The organism is Pseudomonas lurida (assembly GCF_002563895.1).
Lineage (GTDB): Bacteria > Pseudomonadota > Gammaproteobacteria > Pseudomonadales > Pseudomonadaceae > Aquipseudomonas > Aquipseudomonas lurida.
The window spans coordinates 5,284,662-5,306,913 of the sequence record NZ_PDJB01000001.1 but is presented as its reverse complement, the minus strand read 5'-3'; the positions used below and the strand labels follow the sequence as shown (position 1 = coordinate 5,306,913).

22 protein-coding genes are annotated in these 22,252 nt (G+C 61.7%); 13 read left to right on the top strand and 9 right to left on the bottom strand.

Translation table 11 applies throughout. The features are described 5' to 3' along the window. Positions 1–100 precede the first annotated feature (100 nt). From yfiR to yfiB, 3 genes are read left to right on the top strand one after another with little or no spacing between them, the layout of a single operon-like run. Positions 101–676, top strand: a complete 576-nt coding sequence (yfiR, locus tag ATH90_RS24185) for a regulatory sequestration protein YfiR (RefSeq protein WP_098467370.1) — start codon at positions 101–103, stop codon at positions 674–676. Next, the gene (gene dgcN / locus ATH90_RS24180; protein WP_069078156.1) at positions 673–1,935 is read left to right on the top strand and encodes a diguanylate cyclase DgcN/YfiN; all 1,263 of its coding nucleotides are present in this window, start codon (positions 673–675) and stop codon (positions 1,933–1,935) included. Before yfiR ends, dgcN begins: the two co-directional genes overlap by 4 nt. A 4-nt stretch (positions 1,936–1,939) precedes the next feature. After that, complete coding sequence (yfiB, locus tag ATH90_RS24175; RefSeq protein WP_034109355.1) at positions 1,940–2,431, top strand: outer membrane lipoprotein YfiB; 492 nt, start codon at positions 1,940–1,942, stop codon at positions 2,429–2,431. A gap of 262 nt (positions 2,432–2,693) precedes the next feature. Here the strand turns inward: yfiB and ATH90_RS24170 are convergent, their stop codons facing one another. Then, positions 2,694–3,641, bottom strand: coding sequence for a LysR family transcriptional regulator (locus ATH90_RS24170; RefSeq protein ID WP_098467369.1), 948 nt, complete (start codon positions 3,639–3,641; stop codon positions 2,694–2,696). A 132-nt stretch (positions 3,642–3,773) separates the two neighbouring features. On the opposite strand from ATH90_RS24170, the gene ATH90_RS24165 reads away from it, so the two are divergent. Together ATH90_RS24165 and mmsB are read left to right on the top strand one after the other, a co-directional pair. Beyond that, positions 3,774–5,291 (top strand): CoA-acylating methylmalonate-semialdehyde dehydrogenase, encoded by a 1,518-nt coding sequence (locus ATH90_RS24165; protein ID WP_034109353.1) that lies wholly within the window; start codon positions 3,774–3,776, stop codon positions 5,289–5,291. 15 nt (positions 5,292–5,306) lie between these two features. Beyond that, entirely contained in the window at positions 5,307–6,194 is an 888-nt protein-coding gene (gene mmsB / locus ATH90_RS24160) for a 3-hydroxyisobutyrate dehydrogenase (RefSeq protein WP_034109352.1), read from the top strand. Positions 6,195–6,242: 48 nt separating this feature from the next. Here mmsB and ATH90_RS24155 read toward each other — a convergent pair whose 3' ends face one another. Next, entirely contained in the window at positions 6,243–6,587 is a 345-nt protein-coding gene (locus ATH90_RS24155) for a cupin domain-containing protein (RefSeq protein WP_034109351.1), read from the bottom strand. A 376-nt stretch (positions 6,588–6,963) separates the two neighbouring features. Here ATH90_RS24155 and kynB point away from each other — a divergent pair, with 376 nt between their 5' ends. Continuing rightward, the gene (gene kynB, locus ATH90_RS24150) at positions 6,964–7,614 is read left to right on the top strand and encodes an arylformamidase (RefSeq protein WP_098467368.1); all 651 of its coding nucleotides are present in this window, start codon (positions 6,964–6,966) and stop codon (positions 7,612–7,614) included. Beyond that, the gene (gene kynA, locus ATH90_RS24145; protein ID WP_034109349.1) at positions 7,611–8,468 is read left to right on the top strand and encodes a tryptophan 2,3-dioxygenase; all 858 of its coding nucleotides are present in this window, start codon (positions 7,611–7,613) and stop codon (positions 8,466–8,468) included. The genes kynB and kynA overlap by 4 nt, the downstream gene beginning before the upstream one ends. A 135-nt stretch (positions 8,469–8,603) precedes the next feature. Here the strand turns inward: kynA and ATH90_RS24140 are convergent, their stop codons facing one another. From ATH90_RS24140 to antA, 4 genes are all read right to left on the bottom strand, one after another. Continuing rightward, positions 8,604–10,007, bottom strand: a complete 1,404-nt coding sequence (locus ATH90_RS24140) for an amino acid permease (protein ID WP_034109348.1) — start codon at positions 10,005–10,007, stop codon at positions 8,604–8,606. A gap of 72 nt (positions 10,008–10,079) precedes the next feature. Next, the gene (gene antC, locus ATH90_RS24135) at positions 10,080–11,087 is read right to left on the bottom strand and encodes an anthranilate 1,2-dioxygenase electron transfer component AntC (protein WP_098467367.1); all 1,008 of its coding nucleotides are present in this window, start codon (positions 11,085–11,087) and stop codon (positions 10,080–10,082) included. Between the two features lie 49 nt (positions 11,088–11,136). Beyond that, complete coding sequence (gene antB, locus ATH90_RS24130; protein WP_069078158.1) at positions 11,137–11,628, bottom strand: anthranilate 1,2-dioxygenase small subunit; 492 nt, start codon at positions 11,626–11,628, stop codon at positions 11,137–11,139. Further along, entirely contained in the window at positions 11,628–13,019 is a 1,392-nt protein-coding gene (antA, locus tag ATH90_RS24125) for an anthranilate 1,2-dioxygenase large subunit (RefSeq protein ID WP_069078159.1), read from the bottom strand. The genes antB and antA overlap by 1 nt, the downstream gene beginning before the upstream one ends. 313 nt (positions 13,020–13,332) lie before the next feature. Here antA and ATH90_RS24120 point away from each other — a divergent pair, with 313 nt between their 5' ends. Next, the gene (locus ATH90_RS24120; RefSeq protein ID WP_069078160.1) at positions 13,333–14,313 is read left to right on the top strand and encodes an AraC family transcriptional regulator; all 981 of its coding nucleotides are present in this window, start codon (positions 13,333–13,335) and stop codon (positions 14,311–14,313) included. A 39-nt stretch (positions 14,314–14,352) separates the two neighbouring features. Here the strand turns inward: ATH90_RS24120 and ATH90_RS24115 are convergent, their stop codons facing one another. Further along, complete coding sequence (locus ATH90_RS24115) at positions 14,353–15,228, bottom strand: LysR family transcriptional regulator (protein ID WP_034109343.1); 876 nt, start codon at positions 15,226–15,228, stop codon at positions 14,353–14,355. A gap of 114 nt (positions 15,229–15,342) precedes the next feature. Between ATH90_RS24115 and ATH90_RS24110 the strand changes: the two genes are divergently transcribed. From ATH90_RS24110 to catA, 3 genes are read left to right on the top strand one after another with little or no spacing between them, the layout of a single operon-like run. Continuing rightward, complete coding sequence (locus ATH90_RS24110; RefSeq protein WP_034109342.1) at positions 15,343–16,470, top strand: muconate cycloisomerase family protein; 1,128 nt, start codon at positions 15,343–15,345, stop codon at positions 16,468–16,470. A gap of 12 nt (positions 16,471–16,482) precedes the next feature. Then, entirely contained in the window at positions 16,483–16,773 is a 291-nt protein-coding gene (gene catC, locus ATH90_RS24105; protein ID WP_034109341.1) for a muconolactone Delta-isomerase, read from the top strand. Positions 16,774–16,815: 42 nt separating this feature from the next. Further along, positions 16,816–17,745 carry a catechol 1,2-dioxygenase gene (catA, locus tag ATH90_RS24100; RefSeq protein ID WP_034109340.1) on the top strand — a complete coding sequence of 310 codons (930 nt, stop codon included), beginning with the start codon at positions 16,816–16,818 and terminating at the stop codon, positions 17,743–17,745. A 121-nt stretch (positions 17,746–17,866) separates the two neighbouring features. Here catA and ATH90_RS24095 read toward each other — a convergent pair whose 3' ends face one another. Continuing rightward, the gene (locus tag ATH90_RS24095) at positions 17,867–18,340 is read right to left on the bottom strand and encodes an Lrp/AsnC family transcriptional regulator (protein ID WP_016974903.1); all 474 of its coding nucleotides are present in this window, start codon (positions 18,338–18,340) and stop codon (positions 17,867–17,869) included. 144 nt (positions 18,341–18,484) lie between these two features. Between ATH90_RS24095 and kynU the strand changes: the two genes are divergently transcribed. Both kynU and ATH90_RS24085 read left to right on the top strand, forming a co-directional pair. Further along, on the top strand, positions 18,485–19,735 hold the full coding sequence (kynU, locus tag ATH90_RS24090) for a kynureninase (RefSeq protein WP_098467366.1): 1,251 nt from the start codon (positions 18,485–18,487) through the stop codon (positions 19,733–19,735). Between the two features lie 137 nt (positions 19,736–19,872). After that, positions 19,873–21,279 carry an amino acid permease gene (locus tag ATH90_RS24085; RefSeq protein WP_034109338.1) on the top strand — a complete coding sequence of 469 codons (1,407 nt, stop codon included), beginning with the start codon at positions 19,873–19,875 and terminating at the stop codon, positions 21,277–21,279. Here ATH90_RS24085 and ATH90_RS24080 read toward each other — a convergent pair. Continuing rightward, entirely contained in the window at positions 21,225–22,121 is an 897-nt protein-coding gene (locus tag ATH90_RS24080) for a LysR substrate-binding domain-containing protein (protein WP_069078163.1), read from the bottom strand. The two genes, ATH90_RS24085 and ATH90_RS24080, sit on opposite strands and share 55 nt — an antisense overlap. Positions 22,122–22,252 lie beyond the last annotated feature (131 nt).

Here is a 22,252-nt window from a genome sequence, read left to right as displayed (position 1 = left end):
GAAAAAATAGCGTGCCCCGCAAAGACCGGTCTTCGCGGGGTTTTGCGCCGCTGTGCTATCGTTGCGGCATCATTTAGAAAACATCTGAGAGAATTGCTGCATGAACGTGGCTGTCTCGCCCACAGAGCGCAGTTTGAGCTGGAGATGCAGGCTACTGATGGCGGTCCTGTGTGTGCTCGCGCCACACGTGTTCGCCCAGGCACCCGACCCCGCAGACCTGGCCGCCCAACGCGCCGAGTCGGTCACCCAAGTGGTGCTCGGTATCCTCAGCTATGCGCGTTGGCCGGTAGAGCCTGCGCAATTGCGCCTGTGTATCGTCGGCCCGACCCAATACACCGACGACCTGATCAAAGGCACCACCCAGGCCACCGGCCGTCCGGTCGTGGTGCAGCGCCTGCTGGCCAGCCATCCTGAAATCGTCAATGCATGTGATGCGGTGTACATCGGCAAACTCAGTGCCGATGAGCGCAGCCATTTGTTTACCTCGTTGATCGGTCACCCGGTGCTGAGCATCAGCGAAGGTGGCGACCAATGCACGGTGGGCAGCCTTTTCTGCCTGCGGGTGGGGGATGAGCAAGTGTCGTTCGAGGTCAACCTCGACTCCGTGGCACGCAGCGGCGTGCGCATTCACCCCAGCGTGCTGCAGTTGTCCCGTCGCCGAGCACCTGCGCCATGAAGGGGGATAAGGTGCGACCGACCCTGCGCTCCGTCATCGGCCGAGGGCACCTCATCCTGGCGCTGCTGGCAGTGACCCTGGCGAGCGTCTCGCTGACCCTGCTTGGCGTGTTGGCGCTGCGAGTGTATGCCGAACACAACTTGCACCTGATCGCACGCTCCATCAACTACACCGTGGAAGCGGCGGTGGTGTTCAACGACAGCGCCGCGGCCACTGAAGCCCTCAGCCTGATTGCCTCCACCGAAGAGGTGGCCAACGCCGAAGTCTTCGACGCCAATGGCAAGTTGCTGGCGCAGTGGATACGCCCGGATACCGGCATGCTCTCGCGGGTTGAACTGGAACTGGCGCATACCCTGCTTGAGCAACCCATCAGCCAGCCGATCCTCCATCAAGGGCGAGCCATTGGCAGCACTCATCTCACCGGTCACGGCGGTAGCCTGCTGCGCTTCCTGCTCAGCGGCCTGGCCGGGATTCTCATCTGCACCGCGCTCAGTGCGTGGATCGCGCTGCACCTGGCGCGACGCTTGTTGCGCGGCATCACCGGCCCGCTGCAAAGCCTCGCCGCCGTGGCCCACGCCGCCCGCAGCGAACGCGACTTCGACCGCCGCGTGCCGCCGGCGAAAATCGCCGAACTCGACAGCCTGGGCAGTGACTTCAACGCCTTGCTCGGCGAGATGGAAGCCTGGCAAAGCCACCTGCAAAGCGAAAACGAATCCCTCGCCCACCAGGCCAACCACGACAGCCTCACCGGCCTGCCCAACCGCGCCTTCTTTGAAGGCCGTTTGATCCGTGCCCTGCGAAGTGCGGCCAAGGTCAAGGAGCAGGTGGCGGTGCTTTACCTCGACAGCGACCGCTTCAAAGAGATCAACGACAGCTTTGGTCACGCCGCCGGTGATGCCGTCCTCGTGGCCGTTGCCGAGCGTGTGCGTGCGCAGTTGCGGGAAGACGATTTAGTCGCGCGCCTGGGCGGTGACGAATTCGCCATCCTGCTGGCGCCGTTGCACAAAGTGGAAGACGCCCGGCGCATCGCCGACAAGATCATCGCCAGCATGGACCTGCCAATCCCCGTGCCCGGCAATACCCAGGTATTGACCTCCCTCAGTATCGGCATCGCCATCTACCCCGATCATGGCGCCACCCCAGGTGCCTTACTCAATGCCGCCGACGCAGCGATGTACCAGGCCAAGCGTCTGTCCTCGGGCGGCCAGCAAACGGCAGAGTCGGAGCACTCTGCCGCCAACGTTCACCACAGGAGCTGACCCCTTGTTCTCGACCGCGCGTTTCATGTTTATCTCCCTGCTCGTCGCACTGCTCGCCCTCGGCGGCTGCCAGACGCCCCCGCCCAAAGGCCTGACCCCAGCGCAAGTGGCGGTCCTCAAGCAACAAGGCTTTGCGTTGACCGACGATGGCTGGGCCTTCGGCCTGTCCGGCAAAGTGCTGTTTGGCAGCGACGTCGAGACACTTAACCAACCCAGCACCGACATCGTCCAACGCATCGGCAAGGCCCTGCTGGGCGTGGGTATCGAGCGCGTTCGCGTCGACGGCCACACCGATGCGTCGGGCAAGGAAACCTACAACCAGCAACTGTCCCTGCGCCGCGCCAAAAGTGTGGCTGCGGTGTTGACCGGTGTGGGCATGAAGGAAGAAAACATCCAGCTGCGCGGGCTGGGCAGCAGTCAGCCAGTGGCGTCCAACGACACAGTGGCGGGACGCACCGAGAATCGGCGGGTGTCGATTGTGGTGATCGCGGACTGAGCCCGTCCCGCCGACCTCAATGTAAAACCCAATCAACTGTGGGAGCTGGTTTGCTGGCGATAGCGGTGTCTCAGTACTGGATGTACTGACGGACATACTGCCATCGCCGGCAAGCCAGCTCCCACGGTGGGTTATGATGCTTCCCAAATTTGCAGTAGGGGTCACCACGGCATGTCGCTAAACCCAAACGGTAAGGTGCAATGGGGTAGAGAGTCTCTAGAAAACGTCCTGCAACTTAAAGCGAACCGTCGTTGATGGCCCTTTAATCCGCGAACCTGATCTCCCGCGTCTCCCCCATCAACAACCCCTGGTTCTGCTCGGTCACTTCCCTGATGTAATCCCACAACAACGTAATCCGCTTCAACTTCCTCAAGTCCTCCCGGCAGTACATCCAGAACTGCCGCGTAAGCGCAATCTGCTCCCCCAGCACCGGCAACAACCGTGGATCCTGTGCTGCCAGAAAACACGGCAATATCGCCATCGACCGCCCCTGTTGCGCCGCCACGTACTGGGCGATCACGCTGGTACTGCGCAGGCTGGCGCTGGCGCCGGGCACTACGTTCGCCAGGTACAGCAGCTCCGAACTGAACGCCAAGTCATCCACATAGCTGATAAACGGATGCTCGACCAAATCCGCGGGTTTGCGGATGGGCGGGTGTTGGTCCAGGTATTCCTGGGTCGCGTACAGCTGCAGTTTGTAGTCGCACAGCTTGCAGCACACATAGGGCCCGTGTTCCGGGCGCTCCAGGGCGATGACAATGTCGGCTTCGCGCTTGGACAGGCTGATGAAGTGGGGCAGGGGCAAAATGTCCACAGAGATGGCCGGGTAGGTGTCGACGAAGTGGCTCAGCTGCGGAGTGACGAAGAAGCTGCCGAAACCTTCGGTGCAGCCCATGCGCACGTGGCCGGACAGTGCCACGCCGGAGCCGGAGACTTGCTCGCAGGCCATGTGCAAGGTGCTTTCGATGGACTCGGCATAACCCAGCAAACGTTGGCCTTCGGTGGTGAGGACGAAGCCGTTGGTCCGGGATTTTTCGAACAGCAGGGTGCCGAGGGACACTTCCAGCGAACTGATACGCCGCGACACCGTGGTGTAGTCCACCGCCAGGCGCTTGGCGGCCACGCTGGCCTTGCGGGTGCGGGCCACTTCGAGGAAAAACTTCAGGTCATCCCAGTTCAGGGAGCCCAGGGACGTGATGTTTTTTTGCATATTGGTCCGGCTTTTATGTGCGTTCTTATTAGAGATTTGCACATCTATACTCCAAAAACAGTCCGAACGCCTCATTCTTCAAGGCGATTCAACGCCTTGGTTCTCTGCATAACTATAAGATTTGGAGACCACATGAACGCATCTGCCGATATTTCCGTGCAACAGGTCAAGTTGCTGATCAACGGCGAGTGGGTCGAGTCCAAGACCACCGAGTGGCAAGACATCGTCAACCCGGCCACCCAGCAAGTGCTGGCCAAAGTCCCGTTCGCCACCGCCGATGAGGTCAACGCCGCCATCGACGCCGCCCACCGCGCCTTCCAGACCTGGAAGCTCACCCCGATCGGCGCGCGCATGCGCATCATGCTCAAGCTGCAGGCCTTGATCCGCGAACATTCCAAGCGCATTGCCGTGGTCCTCAGCAACGAGCAGGGCAAGACCATTGCCGATGCCGAAGGCGATATTTTCCGTGGCCTGGAAGTGGTGGAACACGCCTGCTCCATCGGCACCCTGCAAATGGGCGAGTTCGCTGAGAACGTTGCCGGTGGCGTCGACACCTACACGCTGCGCCAACCCATCGGCGTGTGCGCCGGCATCACGCCGTTCAACTTCCCGGCGATGATTCCGCTGTGGATGTTCCCGATGGCGATCGCCTGCGGTAACACGTTCGTCCTCAAGCCGTCCGAACAGGACCCGCTGTCGACCATGCTGCTGGTGGAGCTGGCGCTGGAAGCCGGTGTGCCGGCTGGCGTGCTCAACGTGGTGCACGGCGGCAAGGATGTGGTGGATGCGCTCTGCACCCACAAAGACATCAAGGCGGTGTCCTTCGTCGGCTCGACCGCCGTGGGCACCCATGTATATGACCTGGCCGGCAAACATGGCAAGCGCGTGCAGTCGATGATGGGCGCCAAGAACCACGCCGTGGTGCTGCCGGATGCCAACCGCGAACACACCCTCAATGCCCTGGTGGGTGCGGGGTTCGGCGCAGCGGGTCAGCGTTGCATGGCCACGTCGGTGGTGGTGCTGGTGGGCGCGTCCAAGCAATGGCTGCCGGACCTCAAGGCGCTGGCGCAAAAGCTCAAGGTCAACGCGGGCAGCGAAGCCGGCACGGATGTGGGCCCGGTGATCTCCAAGCGCGCCAAGGCACGCATCCTCGAGCTGATCGAAAGCGGTGTGAAAGAAGGCGCCAAGCTGGAGCTCGACGGCCGCGACATCAAGGTGCCGGGCTTTGAGCAGGGCAACTTTGTCGGCCCGACCCTGTTCTCGGGCGTGACCCCCTCCATGCAGATCTACACCCAGGAAATCTTCGGCCCGGTGCTGGTGGTGCTGGAAGTCGACACCCTCGACCAGGCCATTGCGCTGGTCAATGCCAACCCATTCGGCAACGGCACCGGCCTGTTCACCCAGAGCGGTGCGGCGGCGCGCAAGTTCCAGAGCGAAATCGATGTAGGCCAGGTCGGTATCAATATCCCGATCCCGGTGCCGGTCCCCTTCTTCAGCTTCACGGGTTCGCGCGGTTCCAAGCTCGGCGACCTGGGCCCGTACGGCAAGCAAGTGGTGCAGTTCTACACCCAGACCAAAACCGTCACCAGCCGCTGGTTCGACGACGACACGGTCAACGATGGCGTCAACACCACCATCAACTTGCGCTGATACCGGGAGACGACCATGAAGATTGCATTTATCGGCTTGGGCAACATGGGCGCACCCATGGCCCGCAACCTGATCAAGGCCGGCCACGCGTTGAACCTGTTCGACCTGAACCAGACAGTACTCAAGGAGTTGGCCGAACTGGGTGGCACCATCAGCGATTCACCGCGTGATGCCGCCAACGGTGCGGAGCTGGTGATTACCATGCTGCCGGCGGCGGCGCATGTGCGCAGCGTCTGGCTGAATGAAGACGGCGTACTCGCCGGTATCGGCAAGGGCGTACCGGCAGTGGATTGCAGCACCATCGACCCGCAAACCATCCGCGATGTAGCGGCGGCCGCGGCCAAGCAAGGTGTGGCCGTCGCCGACGCGCCGGTCTCGGGCGGCACCGGCGGCGCCCAGGCTGGCACCCTGACCTTCATGGTCGGCGCCACGCCGGAACTGTTTGCCACCCTGCAACCGGTGCTGGCGCAGATGGGCCGCAACATCGTCCTTTGCGGTGAGGTGGGCACTGGGCAAATCGCGAAGATCTGCAACAACCTGCTGTTGGGGATCAGCATGGTCGGCGTCAGCGAAGCCATGGCGCTTGGCGACGCGTTGGGCATCGACACCCAGGTGCTGGCCGGCATCATCAACAGCTCCACCGGGCGCTGCTGGAGTTCTGACACCTATAACCCATGGCCGGGCGTGATCGAGACTGCGCCATCGTCCCGTGGCTACACCGGTGGTTTCGGCGCCGACCTGATGCTCAAGGACCTGGGCCTCGCGACCGAGGCCGCGCGCCAGGCCAAGCAGCCCGTCATCCTGGGCGCCGTGGCCCAGCAGTTGTACCAATCGATGAGCCAGCGTGGGGAAGGGGGCAAGGACTTCTCAGCGATCATCAATAGCTATCGCAAGCCCAAGTAGGGGCGTTTCCGGGAGCCTGCTTATAGTGGGCTCCCGGGTTTTTGCGGCTCAAGCAAACACAAAATACTTGCGCACTGTCTCGACCACTTCCCACGTCCCCTTCATCCCCGGTTCCACCACGAAGATATCCCCAGCCCGCAAGTGAATCGGCGCCAGCCCATCGGGCGTGATGATGCAGTAGCCTTCCTGGAAGTGGCAGTATTCCCACTTCACGTAGTCCACGTACCACTTGCCCGGTGTGCAGATCCAGGTGCCCATGATCTTGCTGCCGTCTTCGCTGGTGTAGGCGTTGAGGTTGACGGTATGTGGGTCGCCCTCCAGCTTCTCCCATTTGCACGCGTCCAGGACGGGCAGTGGGTGGGTGTCGCGCAGTACGGTGATGGGCTTGGACATGATGACTCCGAGGCAGCGAATGGAAAGGTGCACCCTAAGGCCTCGGGCGTTGTGTCAGTGGTCTGAACTCGACATCGGGATGCCCAGAAGCGCAGGCAGGCGTTCATTCGGCAGGCACGGCGACATCCCGTGGGAGCCGGGCTTGCCCGCGATGGCGGCGGCACTGTTTGCATCGCCATCGCCTGACACACCATCATCGCGGGCAAGCCCGGCTCCTACAGGGGAGGGGAGGTGTTTCTGAACGGTAGATTTGTGCGTCTTGGCGCTATTTCTTCGCAGTAAGTGCGAAAGATTTCCCGCCTCGCGCCGGAATTCGCAAGAAAATTCGCGGCAGGCCCTCGTATCATTCACCGAAGTAACCGCCGAGAGCCTTCGAATGAACCCAATAAAAACGTGGTGGGATATCAGCCCGCCCTTGAGTACGGCGACCCCGACCTGGCCGGGGGATACGCCGTTCCAGGAAGAACGCGTGTGGCAGTTTGGCCCGGAGTGCCCGGTGAATGTCGGGCGTATCACCCTGTCGCCGCACACCGGTGCCCACGTGGATGCGCCGCTGCATTACAGCGCGGACGGCGCGCCCATCGGCGAGGTGTCGCTGGATGTCTACATGGGCGCATGCCGCGTACTGCATTGCCTGGACAGCGGTGCGCTGGTGCAGCCGCACCAGTTGGAGGGGCGTGTGGATAACCTGCCCGAGCGTGTGTTGCTGCGCACTTATCCACATGCGCCGCTGACCGAATGGGATGCGGACTTCACCGCCATCGCCCCGCAAACCATTGAGTTGCTCGCCAGCCTCGGCGTGCGCCTGGTCGGTATCGACACCCCGTCCCTTGACCCGCAACAGTCCAAGACCATGGATTCACACAACGCCGTGGCCCGCCATGGCATGGCGATTCTCGAAGGCATCGTGCTCGATGACGTACCGGAGGGCGACTATGAACTGATCGCGCTGCCGCTGCGTTTTGCCAACCTGGACGCGAGCCCGGTCCGCGCCATTCTCCGCCCGCTCAAGGAGCCCACGCGATGAGCCAATGTCCCTTCTCTGCCGATTACCAGCCGCCCGAAGAATGGCATAACGCCGAACTGAATTTTTCCGAGTCCATGAGCTACGGCGATTACCTGGACCTGGGCAAAGTCCTCAGCGCCCAGCACCCGCTGTCGCCGGACCACAACGAAATGCTGTTTATCATCCAGCACCAGACCTCCGAATTGTGGATGAAACTGATGCTCCACGAACTCAAGGCGGCCCGCGAACACGTGCGCCTGGGCGAGCTGCCGCCGGCGTTCAAGATGCTGGCGCGTGTGTCGCGCATCTTCGATCAACTGGTGCACGCCTGGGCGGTGCTGGCGACGATGACACCGTCGGAATACAAGGCGATCCGGCCGTTCCTGGGGCAGTCGTCGGGGTTCCAGTCGTTCCAGTACCGCGAAATCGAATTTATCCTCGGCAATAAAAGCGCAGCACTGTTGCGGCCTCACGCCCATCGGCCGGAGCTGTTGAACGAGTTGAAAGTGGCAATCGCCACGCCGTCGCTGTATGACGAGGCGATCAACCTGATGATCAAGGCCGGCCTGGCGATTGATCCGAAACGTGCCGAGCGCGACCCGACGGCTGCGACGGTTCACGACGAGTCCGTGGAGGCGGCGTGGCGTGAGGTGTACCGCGACCCGACCCGCTACTGGGACCTGTATCAGTTGGCCGAGAAGTTTATCGACCTGGAGGATTCGTTCCGCCAATGGCGCTTCCGCCATGTGACCACGGTAGAGCGGATCATCGGCTTCCAGCCCGGCACTGGCGGCACGGAAGGTGTGGGGTATTTGCGCAAGATGCTCGACACGGTGTTGTTCCCCGAGTTGTGGCGAGTACGCTCGACGCTATAAACAAAAAGCCCCGGATCACCGGGGCTTTTCATTTGGCATGCATTCAAAACTGCAGGAGCTGGCTTGCCTGCGATGGCGCAGCTTCAGCCAGTACACCCCGTAGCTGACACACCGCCATCGCGGCTCCCCCAGGTATTATTGTGCGTTGACGACCGCGTGACTCCTGCGCACCCGCAACCGATACGCCACATAGATAATCCCCACCCACACCGGCATTGCATACACCGACTCGCGAATGCCCGGGATCGCCAGCATCACACTGATGATCATCACCATGAATGCCAGGCACAGGTAGTTGCTGAATGGGAACCAGAAGGTCTTGAAGGACGGCGTTACGCCTTGTTCACCCATGGCTTTGCGGAACTTGATGTGGGTGATGCTGATCAGCGCCCAGTTGATCATCAGCGAGGCAACCACCAGCGCAAACAGCCACTCCAGGGCACTCTGCGGTGCCACGTAGTTGACCACCACGCACAGCATCGTCACCAACGCCGAGATCGCCAGTGCCCGAATCGGCACGCCTTGCTTGTTGAGCTTCATCAGCGATTTGGGCGCATCGCCTTGCTCGGCCAGGCCGAACAGCATGCGGCTGTTGCAGTACACGCCGCTGTTGTACACCGAGAGCGCCGCGGTCAGCACTACGAAGTTGAGGATGTGCGCGGCGGTGTCGTTACCGATCAACGCGAAGATTTGCACGAACGGGCTGCCGCTGTAGGCATCGCCCGACGCGCCGAGGGTTTGCAGCAGCTGGTCCCATGGGTACAGCGACAGCAGCACGGTCAGGGCGCCGACGTAGAAAATCAGGATCCGGTACACCACCTGGTTGATCGCCTTCGGGATGACCTTGCGCGGCTCGCTGGCCTCGGCGGCGGTGATCCCCACCAGCTCCAGGCCACCGAACGAGAACATGATGAACGCCATGGACATCAACAGCCCCATGCCGCCATTCGGGAAGAACCCGCCGTGGCTCCACAGGTTGCTGATGGAGGCTTGTGGACCTCCGGTGCCGCTGAACAGCAGGTAGCAACCCAGGACGATCATGCCGACAATCGCCACCACCTTGATGATCGCGAACCAGAACTCGGCTTCCCCGAAGAACTTCACGTTCAGGGTGTTGATCAGGTTCACCGCGACAAAGAACACCAGTGCACTGACCCAAGTCGGGATCTCCGGCCACCAGAACTGGATGTATTTGCCCACCGCCGTCAGTTCGGCCATGCCCACCAGTACGTAGAGTACCCAGTAGTTCCAGCCCGCCAGGAAGCCTGCGTAGCCGCCCCAGTATTTGTGCGCGAAGTGGCTGAAGGAACCGGCCACCGGCTCTTCGACGATCATCTCGCCGAGCTGGCGCATGATCAGGAACGCGATAAAACCGGCAATCGCGTAACCCAGGATCATCGACGGGCCCGCCGACTTGAGCACCCCGGCCGAGCCGAGGAACAACCCCGTGCCAATCGCCCCTCCCAAGGCGATCAGCTGAATGTGCCGGTTCTTCAGGCCACGCTTGAGGCCTACCGGGTTAACCATGTCATCCGCCATTAACATTCCCTTCTACTTGTTTTTCTCAGGGTTGAGTGCACGCCGCATCAGCCCCTCAGAAGTGCTGAGGGGTCAGATATTACTCTGCGTGAACTTTTCGTAATACAGCTGAACGCCATCAAGTGCCTGATCCGTCAGCCATTGCTGGATGGATTCGACCATTGGCGGGGGGCCGCACAGGTACATATCCGCCGATCTGTCCCGCAATTCGGCCAGGTCGAAATGGTCGGTGAGGTAGCCGCGCTTGCCGGGCCAGTCCTCTGAAGGTGCGCTGAGGACTTCGGTGTAGCGAAAGCCCGGGATTTTCGCGGCATAGGCCTGGATGCGCGGCGCTTCGCACAAGTCTTCGGCACCGCGCACGCCATAGTAGAGGTGCACGGGCTGGTCGCAACCACTGGCGGCCAGTTCATCGAGCATGCCGAGCAAGGCCGATAACCCGGTTCCACCCGCCACCAGTACCAATGGCTGGGTGACGTGACGCAAATAGAAGGCGCCAAGTGGTGCTTCCATCAACAGCTCATCGCCCACCTGGCAACGTTCGCGGATGTAATTGCTCATCACCCCATCAGGCAACAGGCGCAGCAGAAATTGCAGTTGATGGCCCGGAAGGTTGGCAAAGGAGTACGACCGCCAACTGTCCGTGCCCGGCACCGCCAGGCGCGCGTACTGGCCCGGCAGAAAATCCAGCGCCTGTTCCAACTGCACCTGCAGGATCGCCGTACTGGCCGACACCTGCTGCACCGCGCTCACCGTGCCACGCACCTGCACCGGGCCCGGCGCATTGCACAGGCTCGAATCAAAGTCGAAATAGAAGGTTGCATCGGACTTCACCCGCGTCTGGCAACTGAGCATCTTGCGTTGTTGCAGGTCGAGGCTGGAGAGGGCTTCCTCATCGACATAGTCCTGGCTGTAGTCGCCGGACTCGCAACGGCCCTGGCAGGTGCCGCAGACACCTTCGCGACAATCCAGAGGGATCTTGATGCCGTTGCGCAGCGCTGCATCCAACAGGATTTCATTGGCGCCCACCGGGAAAAACAGGGTCTTGCCGTCGGCAAAACTGAAGGCCACTTTGTGATTCATGTATTGCTCTCCGCGTATTTCTGACGTGCGCTCGCCACAAGGCTCTCTGCTACAAGTGATAGAAATCGAGCACCGAATTAATCGTGTCGTTGAGCAGCAGCGCGTGCTTGCGGGTGATCAACCAGCTGTCGCCATCGGGTTTCAGGTGATAGGTGGCGTGGCCATAAAATTGCTCTGAGGTGGCCAGGCGATAGAACAGGGTGTGCCAGTTCAGTCGCACCTCCAGCGTGCCATCCGCCTGCTCGGCAATGCGCACGTTGTTGATCAGGTGCAAGGTGCGTGGCATCGGCGTGGCCGACGCGGCCTTGCCGGTGCGCAGGCGGAACACGCGGTCTTCCAGGCCCGAGCGGTTGGCGTAATAGATCAACGACATCTCGCGCTTGGGGTCGCGGGTGTAGACGTGCTCCGAGTCCCACTGCGGCAGGTGGAACTCGCTCTGCGGGTCGAACAACTGCACATAGGCATCCCAGTCCTGGGCGTCGCACAGCGCGGACTTGCGGTAGAAGAACTGCTCGATCTGGTACTGCAACTGGGCATTCATCACTTCACCTCCCGCAGTGTCAGCGCTTGCCTATCGAGGCCGTTGAGCAGGAACTGCTGCCAGTTGCGGTGCTGGTTGACGTAGAGGCCTTCGTGGGTGAACTCGGTGCCGGTCATCGCCGGTTGTATGCCGATGGCTTCGCTGTTGGGCGTTGGGCCGGTTTCCCAGCGGTGGCTGCCGCGTGAGATATCGCTCCAGCGTTCAAGCCGGCCCTGGAAACCGCGCTGGGCTTCGCGAAACTCCACCAGGTCATCCGGTGTGCCCATGCCGGACACGTTGAAGAAATCCTCGAACTGGCGGATCCGGTTTTCCCGGTCGGCATCGGACTCGTTCTTCACCCCCAGGCACTGGCTGATGATCTCGGTCTTGTTCCACGCCACCGGGCGGATGATGCGCAGCTGCGAGCTGATCTGGTCGAGGAAGAACAGGCTCGGGTAGATATTCAGGTTGCGCAGGCGGTGCATCATCCACTCGGCCTTTTGCTGGCCGTGTTCTTCCACCAGGCGCGGCATGATGGTGGCGTAGCCGGAGCGCACGCTGGGGTTGGGCATGTCGCTGAACAACAGGCTGTGGCCGTTATTGAACGCGAACCAGCCGTCATCGGTGTTGGCGTCGCCGGCGCCGAGCTTGCTGTAGTCCAGGGTGCTGCCTGCGCCTGTGCCGTTTTCGGTGTTTACCTGTTGGCGATGCTGCACCGTGGCCACGTAGTTGTAGTGCACGGTGCTGACGTGATAACCGTCCAGGCCGTTTTCGTTCTGCAGCTTCCAGTTGCCGTCGTAGGTGTAGGCGGATTTGCCCGGCAGCACTTCCAGCTCACCGGTAGCGGATTGGGCAACCATCATGTCGAAGAACACTTTGGCGTCGCCGAGGAAGTCTTCCAGGCTGTCGGTGCCATTCACGTCCAGGCTGATGAATACAAAGCCCTTGTAGCTCTCGATGCGTGCCTTTTTCAGGCCGCGTGTGGCTTTGTCGAAACCCTCCGGGTATTCCCCCGGTGCCTTGACCTTCACCAGTCGGCCGTCGCTCTTGTAGCACCAGGCATGGAACGGGCAGGTGAAGGTGGATTGGTTGCCCTTGCCGACCCGCGTCAGGGTGGTGCCGCGGTGCTGGCAGGCGTTGATCAACGCATTGAGCCGACCTTCGCCATCGCGGGTGATGATCATCGGCTGGCGCCCGGCGCGCATCGTCACGAAGTCGTGGTGATTGGCCAGTTCGCTTTCGTGGCAGGCGTAGATCCAGTTCTTTTCGAAGATCAGTTCCATCTCCAGATCGAACAGTTCCGGCTCGGTGAACATATCGCGGGCAATACGGAACACGTCGTCTGCCGGACGAAAGTCCAGGCAGCTTTCGATAAACGTTTTCCACTGCTCGACGCTTCTTGCACCACTCATGGGAGGCACCTTTTTGGGTAGGGGCTAATCGGTGGTTTATTAGAGGCAGCGGGGCAGGGTGCGGGCTATCCGCTTAGTGGGGGAACCTGGGCCGGAAAATTGGGCAGCAAATACCCAACCCGGTGCATAGTCGTGACGGGATGCGCTACTGTCTGGCGGGGCATGAGGCGAAAAAACCGGCGGCTTATCCGCCTAGTCGACGATTGCTATCCACCCAGTGGCTATTGCGCTGGCGTGGCGCATTACTTGCTATGGAACACTAACGACGCGCCGCCAGAGCGCGCAACAGCCTAACCGCCGTGGGTGCACCCTGATGAGCAGCCAAACGATTCAACGCTTCGACCTGGAGGGCGCCCGCAGCTGGATGTCCGGTATCTGCGGGCCCCATCGCCTGGCCACCGCCACGCCCGAACGCCTGCGCTTTCACCACAGCGCCAACGTATTCAAGTCCCGCGCCACTACCCTGGGTGTGATCGAATACGGCACTGACGTGACCATCGACATCGAAGACGCCGAGCACTTCAGCAGCTACAGCCTGAGCCTGCCCCTGGTGGGCGAGCAGGAGTTGAGCAAGAACGGTGAGCGCCTGAGTTCCAACCGCGACCAGGGTGTGATTATCTCGCCCAACGAGCATCAGGTGCTGGCGATCTCCGGCGACTGCCGCAAGTTGCAGGTGGTGATCACGCGCGCGGCGATGAGTGAGTCGCTGGAAGGTTTGCTGCAACGGCCGATCGAGGCGCCGTTGCGCTTTGAGTCGGTGATGGACGCGGTGGACGGTGCTTCAGCGTCGTGGTGGCGCATGGCGCGTTACTTTATTGCGGAGTTGGAACATGGCAGCGAGTTGTATGAGCAGGCCGCCTTTACCCGCGACCTGGAAAGCTCGCTGATCAAGGGCCTGATCCTGGCCCAGCCGAACAATTACTCCGAAGAACTGCGCGATGTCTTGGGGGTGAAACTGCCGCATTACCTGATCCGTGCCCGCCAGTGCATCCACGACAACGCGCGCGAAGCCGTGCACCTGGAAGACCTGGAAGCCGCCGCCGGTGTGTCGCGGTTCAAGCTGTTCGATGCGTTTCGCAAATACTTCGCGCTGTCGCCCATGGCCTATTTGAAGAAGTACCGACTTTCTGCCGTGCGCCAGGAAATCCTCGAACACGGCGCCACCCGTACCATTTCCGAGATCGCCCTGGGGTGGGGCTTTACTCACTTGGGACGGTTCTCGGCGGAGTACCGCAAGCTGTTCGATGAGTCGCCGAGCCAGACGTTGCAGCGCAAGCGTATGCGCAGCGTTTGAAAGCAATGAAGATCAAAAAGTGGGAGCTGGCTTTGGGGCTCAGATCAATTCTTCCACCAGGTGCAGGCAATGACTCAGCCCCGGCGACTGATCATTCACCCGCCGGCTGAGAATGATCGGCGACGTCGCGGTGGCTTCCACAATCGGCGTGTAGCCGATGTCGGCACGGTGCAGCACCTGCACCGAGGCCGGCACCAGTGTCACACCCATGCCGGCGCCGACCAGGCCGATGGCGGTCTGCAGTTCATTGGTCCACTGCGCTACCTTGAGGCTCAGGCCATGGGCGTCGAACAGCGCGATCACGTGGTCGGCATAGCTGGGGCGTGGGTTGCCGGGGTAGAGCACGAAGGGTTCGGCGGCAAGTTGCGCGAGGGTCGCGGGGGCGGCCAGCAACGGGTGGCCGGTGGGCAGTACCGCCACCAGCCGATCCTCCACCAGCACGCGCTGGACAATGGCCGGGTCGTCGATGCGAATGCGCCCGAACCCTACGTCGATCCGCCCGGCCTTGAGCGCTTCGACCTGCTGCAGGGTCGTCATCTCCGACAGCCCCAACTCCAACTCCAGCGCCTCATGGGTGCGCAGCCGCCGAATCAGCTCCGGCAACACGCCGTACAGGGTCGACGGCGCGAAGCCGATACCCAGCCAGGTCTTCTCACCCTGGCCGATGCGTCGCGTGTTGTCGCAGACCTTGTTCAGTTGTTCCAGCAGCACATTGGCGTGCTCATAGAAAAAGCGCCCGGCCTCGGTCAGCCGCAACGGTCGACCACGCTCAAGCAGCACCACGCCCAATTCGTCCTCCAGTTGCTGGATCTGCCGGCTCAATGGCGGCTGGGCGATGTGCAGGCGTTCGGCGGCGCGGGTGAAATTCAGGGTTTCCCCCAGCACCTGGAAATAGCGCAGGTGACGCAGTTCCATAACGGCTCCTTTCATACCTTGAGGGTATTGCTTGAGACCAATTCTATATTGGAAGCCGAGAAAGATGCGGGACAGAATCGGCTTGAATCTAAAAAGAACCCAACGGGTATTGCCATGCCGATTTGCGCCATCGAGTCGATCGAGACGATCATCGTCGACCTTCCCACCATCCGCCCGCACAAGCTGGCGATGCACACGATGCAAAACCAGACCCTGGTGATCATCCGCCTGCGCTGCGCCGACGGCATCGAGGGCATCGGCGAAGCCACCACCATTGGCGGCCTGAGCTACGGCAATGAAAGCCCCGACAGCATCAAGGTCAACATCGACCGCCACTTCGCGCCGTTGCTGATCGGCCAGGACGCCAGCAACATCAACGCCGCCATGTTGCGCCTGGAACGCAGCATCCGTGGCAACACCTTTGCCAAGTCCGGCATCGAAAGTGCCTTGCTCGACGCCCTTGGCAAACGCCTGAACCTGCCGGTCAGCGAGCTGCTGGGTGGCCGCGTGCGCGATGCCTTGCCGGTGGCCTGGACCCTGGCCAGCGGCAACACCGAAAAGGACATTGCCGAGGCCGAAAAGATGCTCGACCTGCGCCGCCACCGCATCTTCAAATTGAAGATCGGTGCGGGTGACGTCAGCCACGACCTGGCCCATGTGATTGCGATCAAAAAGGCCCTGGGCGACCGCGCCAGTGTGCGCGTCGATGTCAACCAGGCCTGGGACGAAGCGGTTGCGTTGCGCGCGTGCAAGGTGCTCGGCGACAACGGCATCGACCTGATCGAACAGCCCATCTCACGCAACAACCGTGGCGGCATGGCGCGGCTCAACCTGTCGAGCCCGGCGCCGATCATGGCGGATGAATCCATCGAGTGTGTCGAGGACGCCTTCAACCTGGCCCGCGAAGGCGCGGCGTCGGTGTTCGCCCTCAAGATCGCCAAGAACGGCGGCCCCCGCGCGGTACTGCGCACAGCGGCGATTGCCGAGGCGGCCGGGATCGGCCTGTACGGCGGCACCATGCTCGAAGGTGGCATCGGCACGCTGGCGTCGGCGCATGCCTTCCTCACGCTGAACAAGCTGGCGTGGGACACCGAACTGTTCGGCCCGTTGCTGCTCACCGAAGACATTCTCACCGAGCCGCCGGTGTACCGGGATTTCCAGCTGCATGTCTCCACCGCGCCGGGCCTGGGCCTGGCCGTCGATGAAGAGCGCCTGGCGTTCTTCCGTCGTGACAAACACTAAGAGGCACCCACCATGTTGTTCCACGTAAAAATGACCGTGAACCTGCCCGTCGACATGAACCCCGAGCGCGCAGCCAGCTTGAAGGCTGATGAAAAAGCCCTCGCACAGCGCTTGCAGCACGAAGGCAAATGGCGCCACCTGTGGCGCATCGCCGGGCACTACGCCAACTACAGCGTGTTCGATGTCGACAGCGTTCAAGAACTGCACGACCTGCTGATGCAGCTGCCGCTTTATCCCTACATGGCCATCGAAGTGAACGCCCTGTGCCGGCACCCTTCGTCGATCCGTGAAGACGACCGTTAAGCCCGTCATGTCCCCCAATAATTACAAGATGAGGAATGCACCATGTCCATCCGATTGTCCCAGACTGCCCCAGCCCAACAGTTTCTCGAAGAAGCCAGCGGCAACCTCAACGACGCTGGCAACCCGCGCACCAAGGCGTTGATCTACCGGATTCTGCGCGACACCGTGAACATCATCGAAGACCTGGAAGTGACCCCGGAAGAGTTCTGGAAGGCGGTCAATTACCTCAATGAGCTGGGCAAGAACCAGGAAGCCGGCCTGCTCGCCGCCGGGCTGGGCCTGGAGCATTACCTGGACTTGTTGATGGACGCCGCGGACGAGGAAGCCGGCAAGTCCGGTGGCACACCACGTACCATCGAAGGCCCGTTGTATGTGGCCGGGGCGCCGTTGAGCAAGTACGAGGCGCGGCTGGACGATGGCACGGACGACGCGGTGCCGCTGTTCATGCGCGGGCAAGTGCGCGACACCCATGGCAAGCCGTTGGCCGGGGCGATTGTGGATGTGTGGCAGGCCAATACCGGCGGTACGTATTCGTGGTTTGACCCCACGCAATCCGAATTCAACCTGCGCCGGCGCATCGAGACCGATGCCCAGGGCAACTACCGATTCCGCAGTATCGTGCCGTCCGGCTATGGCTGCCCGCCGACCGGGCCCACCCAGCAACTGCTCGACCAACTGGGGCGCCACGGCCAGCGGCCGGCGCATATTCACTTCTTCATTTCGGCGCCGGGGCATCGGCACCTGACCACGCAGATCAACCTGTCGGACGACCCGTACCTGCATGACGACTTTGCCTATGCGACGCGGGATGAGTTGATCGCCGAGATTCGCTTCAGTGACGACCCGCAACTGGCGCGCGAGTTTGGCGTGGAAGGGCGGTTTGCGCAGATTGATTTTGACTTTGAATTGCAGACTGCCGAAGCGCCGGTAGAACAAAAGCGCATGCAACGAGTCCGCGCGTTGGAAGATTAAATGCGGTTAAACAAGTGGGAGCGGGGTTGCTCGCGAATGCGTGGGATCAGCCAGCCGGTGTATTGACTGGCGCACCGTATTCGCGAGCAAGCCCGCTCCCACGGGTTTTAGGCTGTTGCGGTCATTTGCGGATGACCAGGTCCAACACTTCATCGCGATCCTTGATCTTCTGCAACACAATCTCCGAGCGGATATCCATCACCCCCGCCGTGCGGTTCAGGTGGTTCACGATAAAGTCCGAAAAGTGCTTGAGGTTGCGCGCCTGCACCCGCAGCACATAGTTGCTGGCGCCGGTGATCACATAGGCGCTGGCCACCTCCGGCCAGCCCTGCACCTTCTTGATAAATGTCTCATGCCAATCCTCCACATCCTGGCGCAAGGACAGGTGGACGATGGCCTCCAGCTCAATCCCCAGCTGCTCGGCATTCAGCACTGCACGGTAGCCGCTGATGATGCCCTCGCTCTCCAACAGACGCAGGCGGCGCAGGCACGCGGACGGCGACAGCGCGACTTTTTCTGCCAATTCCTGGTTGCTGATACGGCCATCCTGTTGCAGGAAATGCAGAAGGCGCAGGTCGGTGGCGTCGAGAATCATGGTTAGAATAAATCCGCGTATTTGGGGGTTAAATTCGAATTTCCTACAGCTTAATTAGCCTGTTACCCAGCACTTTGCACGAAAATTCTCTAAAACTTCGTTCATTATTTTGTCCATTCCGACTTATAAGAATCAGGACAGCCCATGACCACTCGAAGCGATTGCCAAGCCCTCGACGCCCAGGACCCGCTGGCGCCATTACGCCGCCAGTTCGCCCTGCCGGAGGGCGTGATCTACCTCGACGGCAACTCCCTTGGCGCACGCCCGGTGGCGGCGCTGGCCCGGGCACAGGCAGTGATCGCCGAAGAGTGGGGCAATGGTTTGATTCGCAGTTGGAACAGCGCCGGTTGGGCGCATTTGTCCCAACGCCTGGGCGACCGCCTGGCACCGCTGATTGGTGCCCGCGACGGCGAAGTGGTGATCACCGATACCACCTCCATCAACCTGTTCAAGGTGCTCAGCGCCGCGTTGACCGTACAGCGCCAGCGTCAGCCTGGGCGCAAAGTGATCGTCAGCGAGGCGAGTAACTTTCCCACCGACCTGTACATCGCCGAGGGCCTGGCCGAGTTGCTGCAGCAAGGCTATTCGCTGCGCCTGGTGAACAGCCCGGACGAATTGCCCCAGGCCATCGACCAGGACGTGGCAGTGGTGATGCTTACCCACGTCAACTACAAGACCGGCTTCATGTACGACATGCAGGCGCTTACAGCCCTGAGCCACGAGTGTGGCGCGCTGAGTATCTGGGACCTGGCGCACTCGGCGGGCGCGGTGCCCATCGACCTGCATCAGGCCGGTGCCGATTACGCGATTGGCTGCACCTACAAATACCTCAACGGCGGCCCGGGCTCCCAGGCGTTTGTGTGGGTCAACCCGGCGCTGGTGGACGTGGTGCGCCAGCCGCTGTCGGGCTGGTTCGGGCACACCCGGCAGTTCGCCATGGAATCGAACTACGCACCGAGCGCCGGCATCGCCCGCTACCTGTGCGGCACGCAGCCGATCACTTCGCTGGCGATGGTTGAATGCGGCCTGGAGATTTTTGCCCAGACCGACATGGCCAGCCTGCGCAGCAAATCCCTGGCGCTGACCGACCTGTTCATCGCGTTGGTGCAAACCCGTTGCGCCGCCCATGAGCTGGTATTGATCACCCCGCGTGAGCACGCCCGGCGCGGCAGTCATGTGAGCTTCGAGCACCCTGAAGGCTACGCCGTGATCCAGGCCTTGATCGCCCGTGGCGTGATCGGTGACTACCGCGAGCCACGCATCATGCGCTTCGGCTTTACCCCGCTGTACACCCGCTTTACCGAGGTATGGGATGCCGTGGAAATCCTGGGTGACATCCTCGACAACCGCACCTGGGACCAGCCGCAGTTCAAAGTTCGCAACAGCGTCACCTGACACACCGCCGATCAAAATGTGGGAGCTGGCTTGCCTGCGATGACGGTGGTGAATGCACCGGCGCTATCGCAGGCAAGCCAGCTCCCACAGGGTTCAGCGTCAGCAACAACCATCACAATAATAAAGGGGCACACCACGTGACCACGCCAGACAACGGCTTTGCCGAGATCACCCACCGCGAGCTGGGCCTGCGGCGCCAGCTCACTTCCGGCCAGATGAGCATGATCGCCATTGGCGGCGCCATTGGCACCGGGCTGTTCATGGGCAGCGCCTACGCCATCGGTTATGCCGGCCCCAGTGTGCTGGTGAGCTACGCCATCGGCGCGTTGATCACGTTGCTGTTGATGGGCTGCCTGGCGGAGATGACGGTCGCCCATTCCACGTCCGGATCCTTCGGCGCCTACGCCGAGTTCTACATCAGCCCCCTGGCCGGCTTCCTGGTGCGGTACGCCTACTGGGCGGCGATTGTGCTGGCGGTAGGCGCCGAGGTCACGGCGGTGGCGATGTACATGAAGTACTGGTTCGCCGCTGTGCCGGAATGGGTGTGGATCGTGTCGTTTTCCAGCGTGCTGATCTTGCTCAACGCCATCAGCGTGAAGACCTTTGGCAACTTCGAATATTGGTTCTCGACGATCAAGATCAGCGCCATCGTTGGCTTCATCCTCCTCGCCGTTTACGTGGTGTTCGGCTCCGGGAACCCAGAGTACGGGGTGCAGAACTACACCGCTCACGACGGCTTTTTCCCCCATGGCCTGAACGGCATGTGGATCGCGGTGATCGTGTCGATCTTCAGCTACCTGAGTGTGGAGATGATCGCCGTGGCCGCCGGTGAAGCGGCGGACCCGGAACAGGCCGTGAAGAAGGCCTTCCGCGCCACCATCGTGCGCCTGGTGGTGTTTTACCTGCTGACCCTGGCGCTGATGCTGGCCATCGTGCCGTGGAACCAGGCCGGGCAAACCCAGAGCCCGTTCGTGACGGTGATGCAGACCATCGGCATTCCCGGCGCCACCGGGGTGATGAACTTCGTGATCCTGATCGCGGCGCTGTCGGCGATGAACAGCCAGCTTTACATCACCACTCGCATGATGTTCAGCCTGTCCCGCGCCGGCTTTGCGCCCACGTCCATGGGCGCCTTGAGCAAGAGCGGCATTCCGCTGAACGCGTTGCTGCTGTCCAGCTCGGGCATTGCCCTGGCAACGTTGCTGAATGTGGTATACCCGGAAAGCTCATTCACCCTGATGATGGCCATCTCGATGTTTGGCGCGATCTTTACCTGGTTCATGATCTTCCTCACGCACTTCTTCTTCCGTCGCTACCGCAAGCGCCACGGCGGCGCGAAGCTGTCGTTCCAGCTGCGGCTGTTTCCCTATAGCACCCTGCTGGGCCTGGTGCTGATGGGCGCGGTGATGATCACCACTTACTTCACCGAGGCGTTCAAGATGACGCTGGTATTTGGCGTGCCGTTCCTGCTGATGCTGTCGGCGGTGTACTACGGGTTTTTCCGCAAGGGCAGGGCCAAGGCGTCGAACAAGGCCTTGGCGTAGCCGGGCAGATGTTCGAACGAGCGTGCGCAGAGCAGTAACCGGCGACAAGCCCAGTCCTCCGTGAGCGGCTGGGCCTTGACGCGACTTTCCGAGGGCGAACGCTGCAGCGCGGCCTGGGGCACGATACCCAGGCCAGCGCCACGGGCGACCATGCGAATCACCCCGTCAAACCCCTCGGCACGGATGCGTGTCTGCAAGCGAAAGCCTTCGTGCAGCGCCTGTTCTTCCAGGTACACCGCCAGCGCACTGTCGGCCGCCAAGCCGACGTAGTCGTGTTGCAGGCTGTCGATGAAACTCACGTTTTGCGGGGTGAGCGGATGGTCCAACGGCATGATCAGCACCAGCGGGTCATCGCGAAAGGGCAGGGTCTGCAAACCGTGGGTGTCGACGGCGTCGGAAATGATCCCGAGGTCGGCCGTGCCCTGGCGCAAGGCCTGGGTGATGCGCAGGCTCGGCAGCTCCTGCAGGTCGATATCGAGGTTGGGGTGCTCGCGCAAAAAGTCCGCCAGCAATTCCGGCAGGTATTCGCTGAGGGCGGTGGTGTTGCACAGCAGGCGCACCTGGCCTTTGACACCTTTGGCGTATTCCGCCAGGTCCTGTTGCAGGTGCTCGGCCTGTTGCAGCAGCAGGCGTGCATGACGGGCGAGGGCTTTGCCGGCGGGCGTTGGCGTGACGCCTCGACGGCCGCGCTCAAGAAACGCGATACCCATGGAGGCCTCCATCGCCCGGATGCGGGCGCTGGCCGCAGCCAGGGATAGATGGCTGCGGGCCGCGCCGGCGGTGATGTTGCCGGTGTCGAGGACGTGCAGGAAAAGGCGCAGATCAATCAGGTCAAAATGCATGGTTGCGGGGTTCCTGTGACTGGACTGGCGTCTTCGCGAGCCAGCCCGCTCCCACATGTGGATGGGCGAGCACCTTCAAGTGTGAAGCGGGCTTGCTCGCGAAAAGGCCCTCAGCCTCACACAAAACAAGA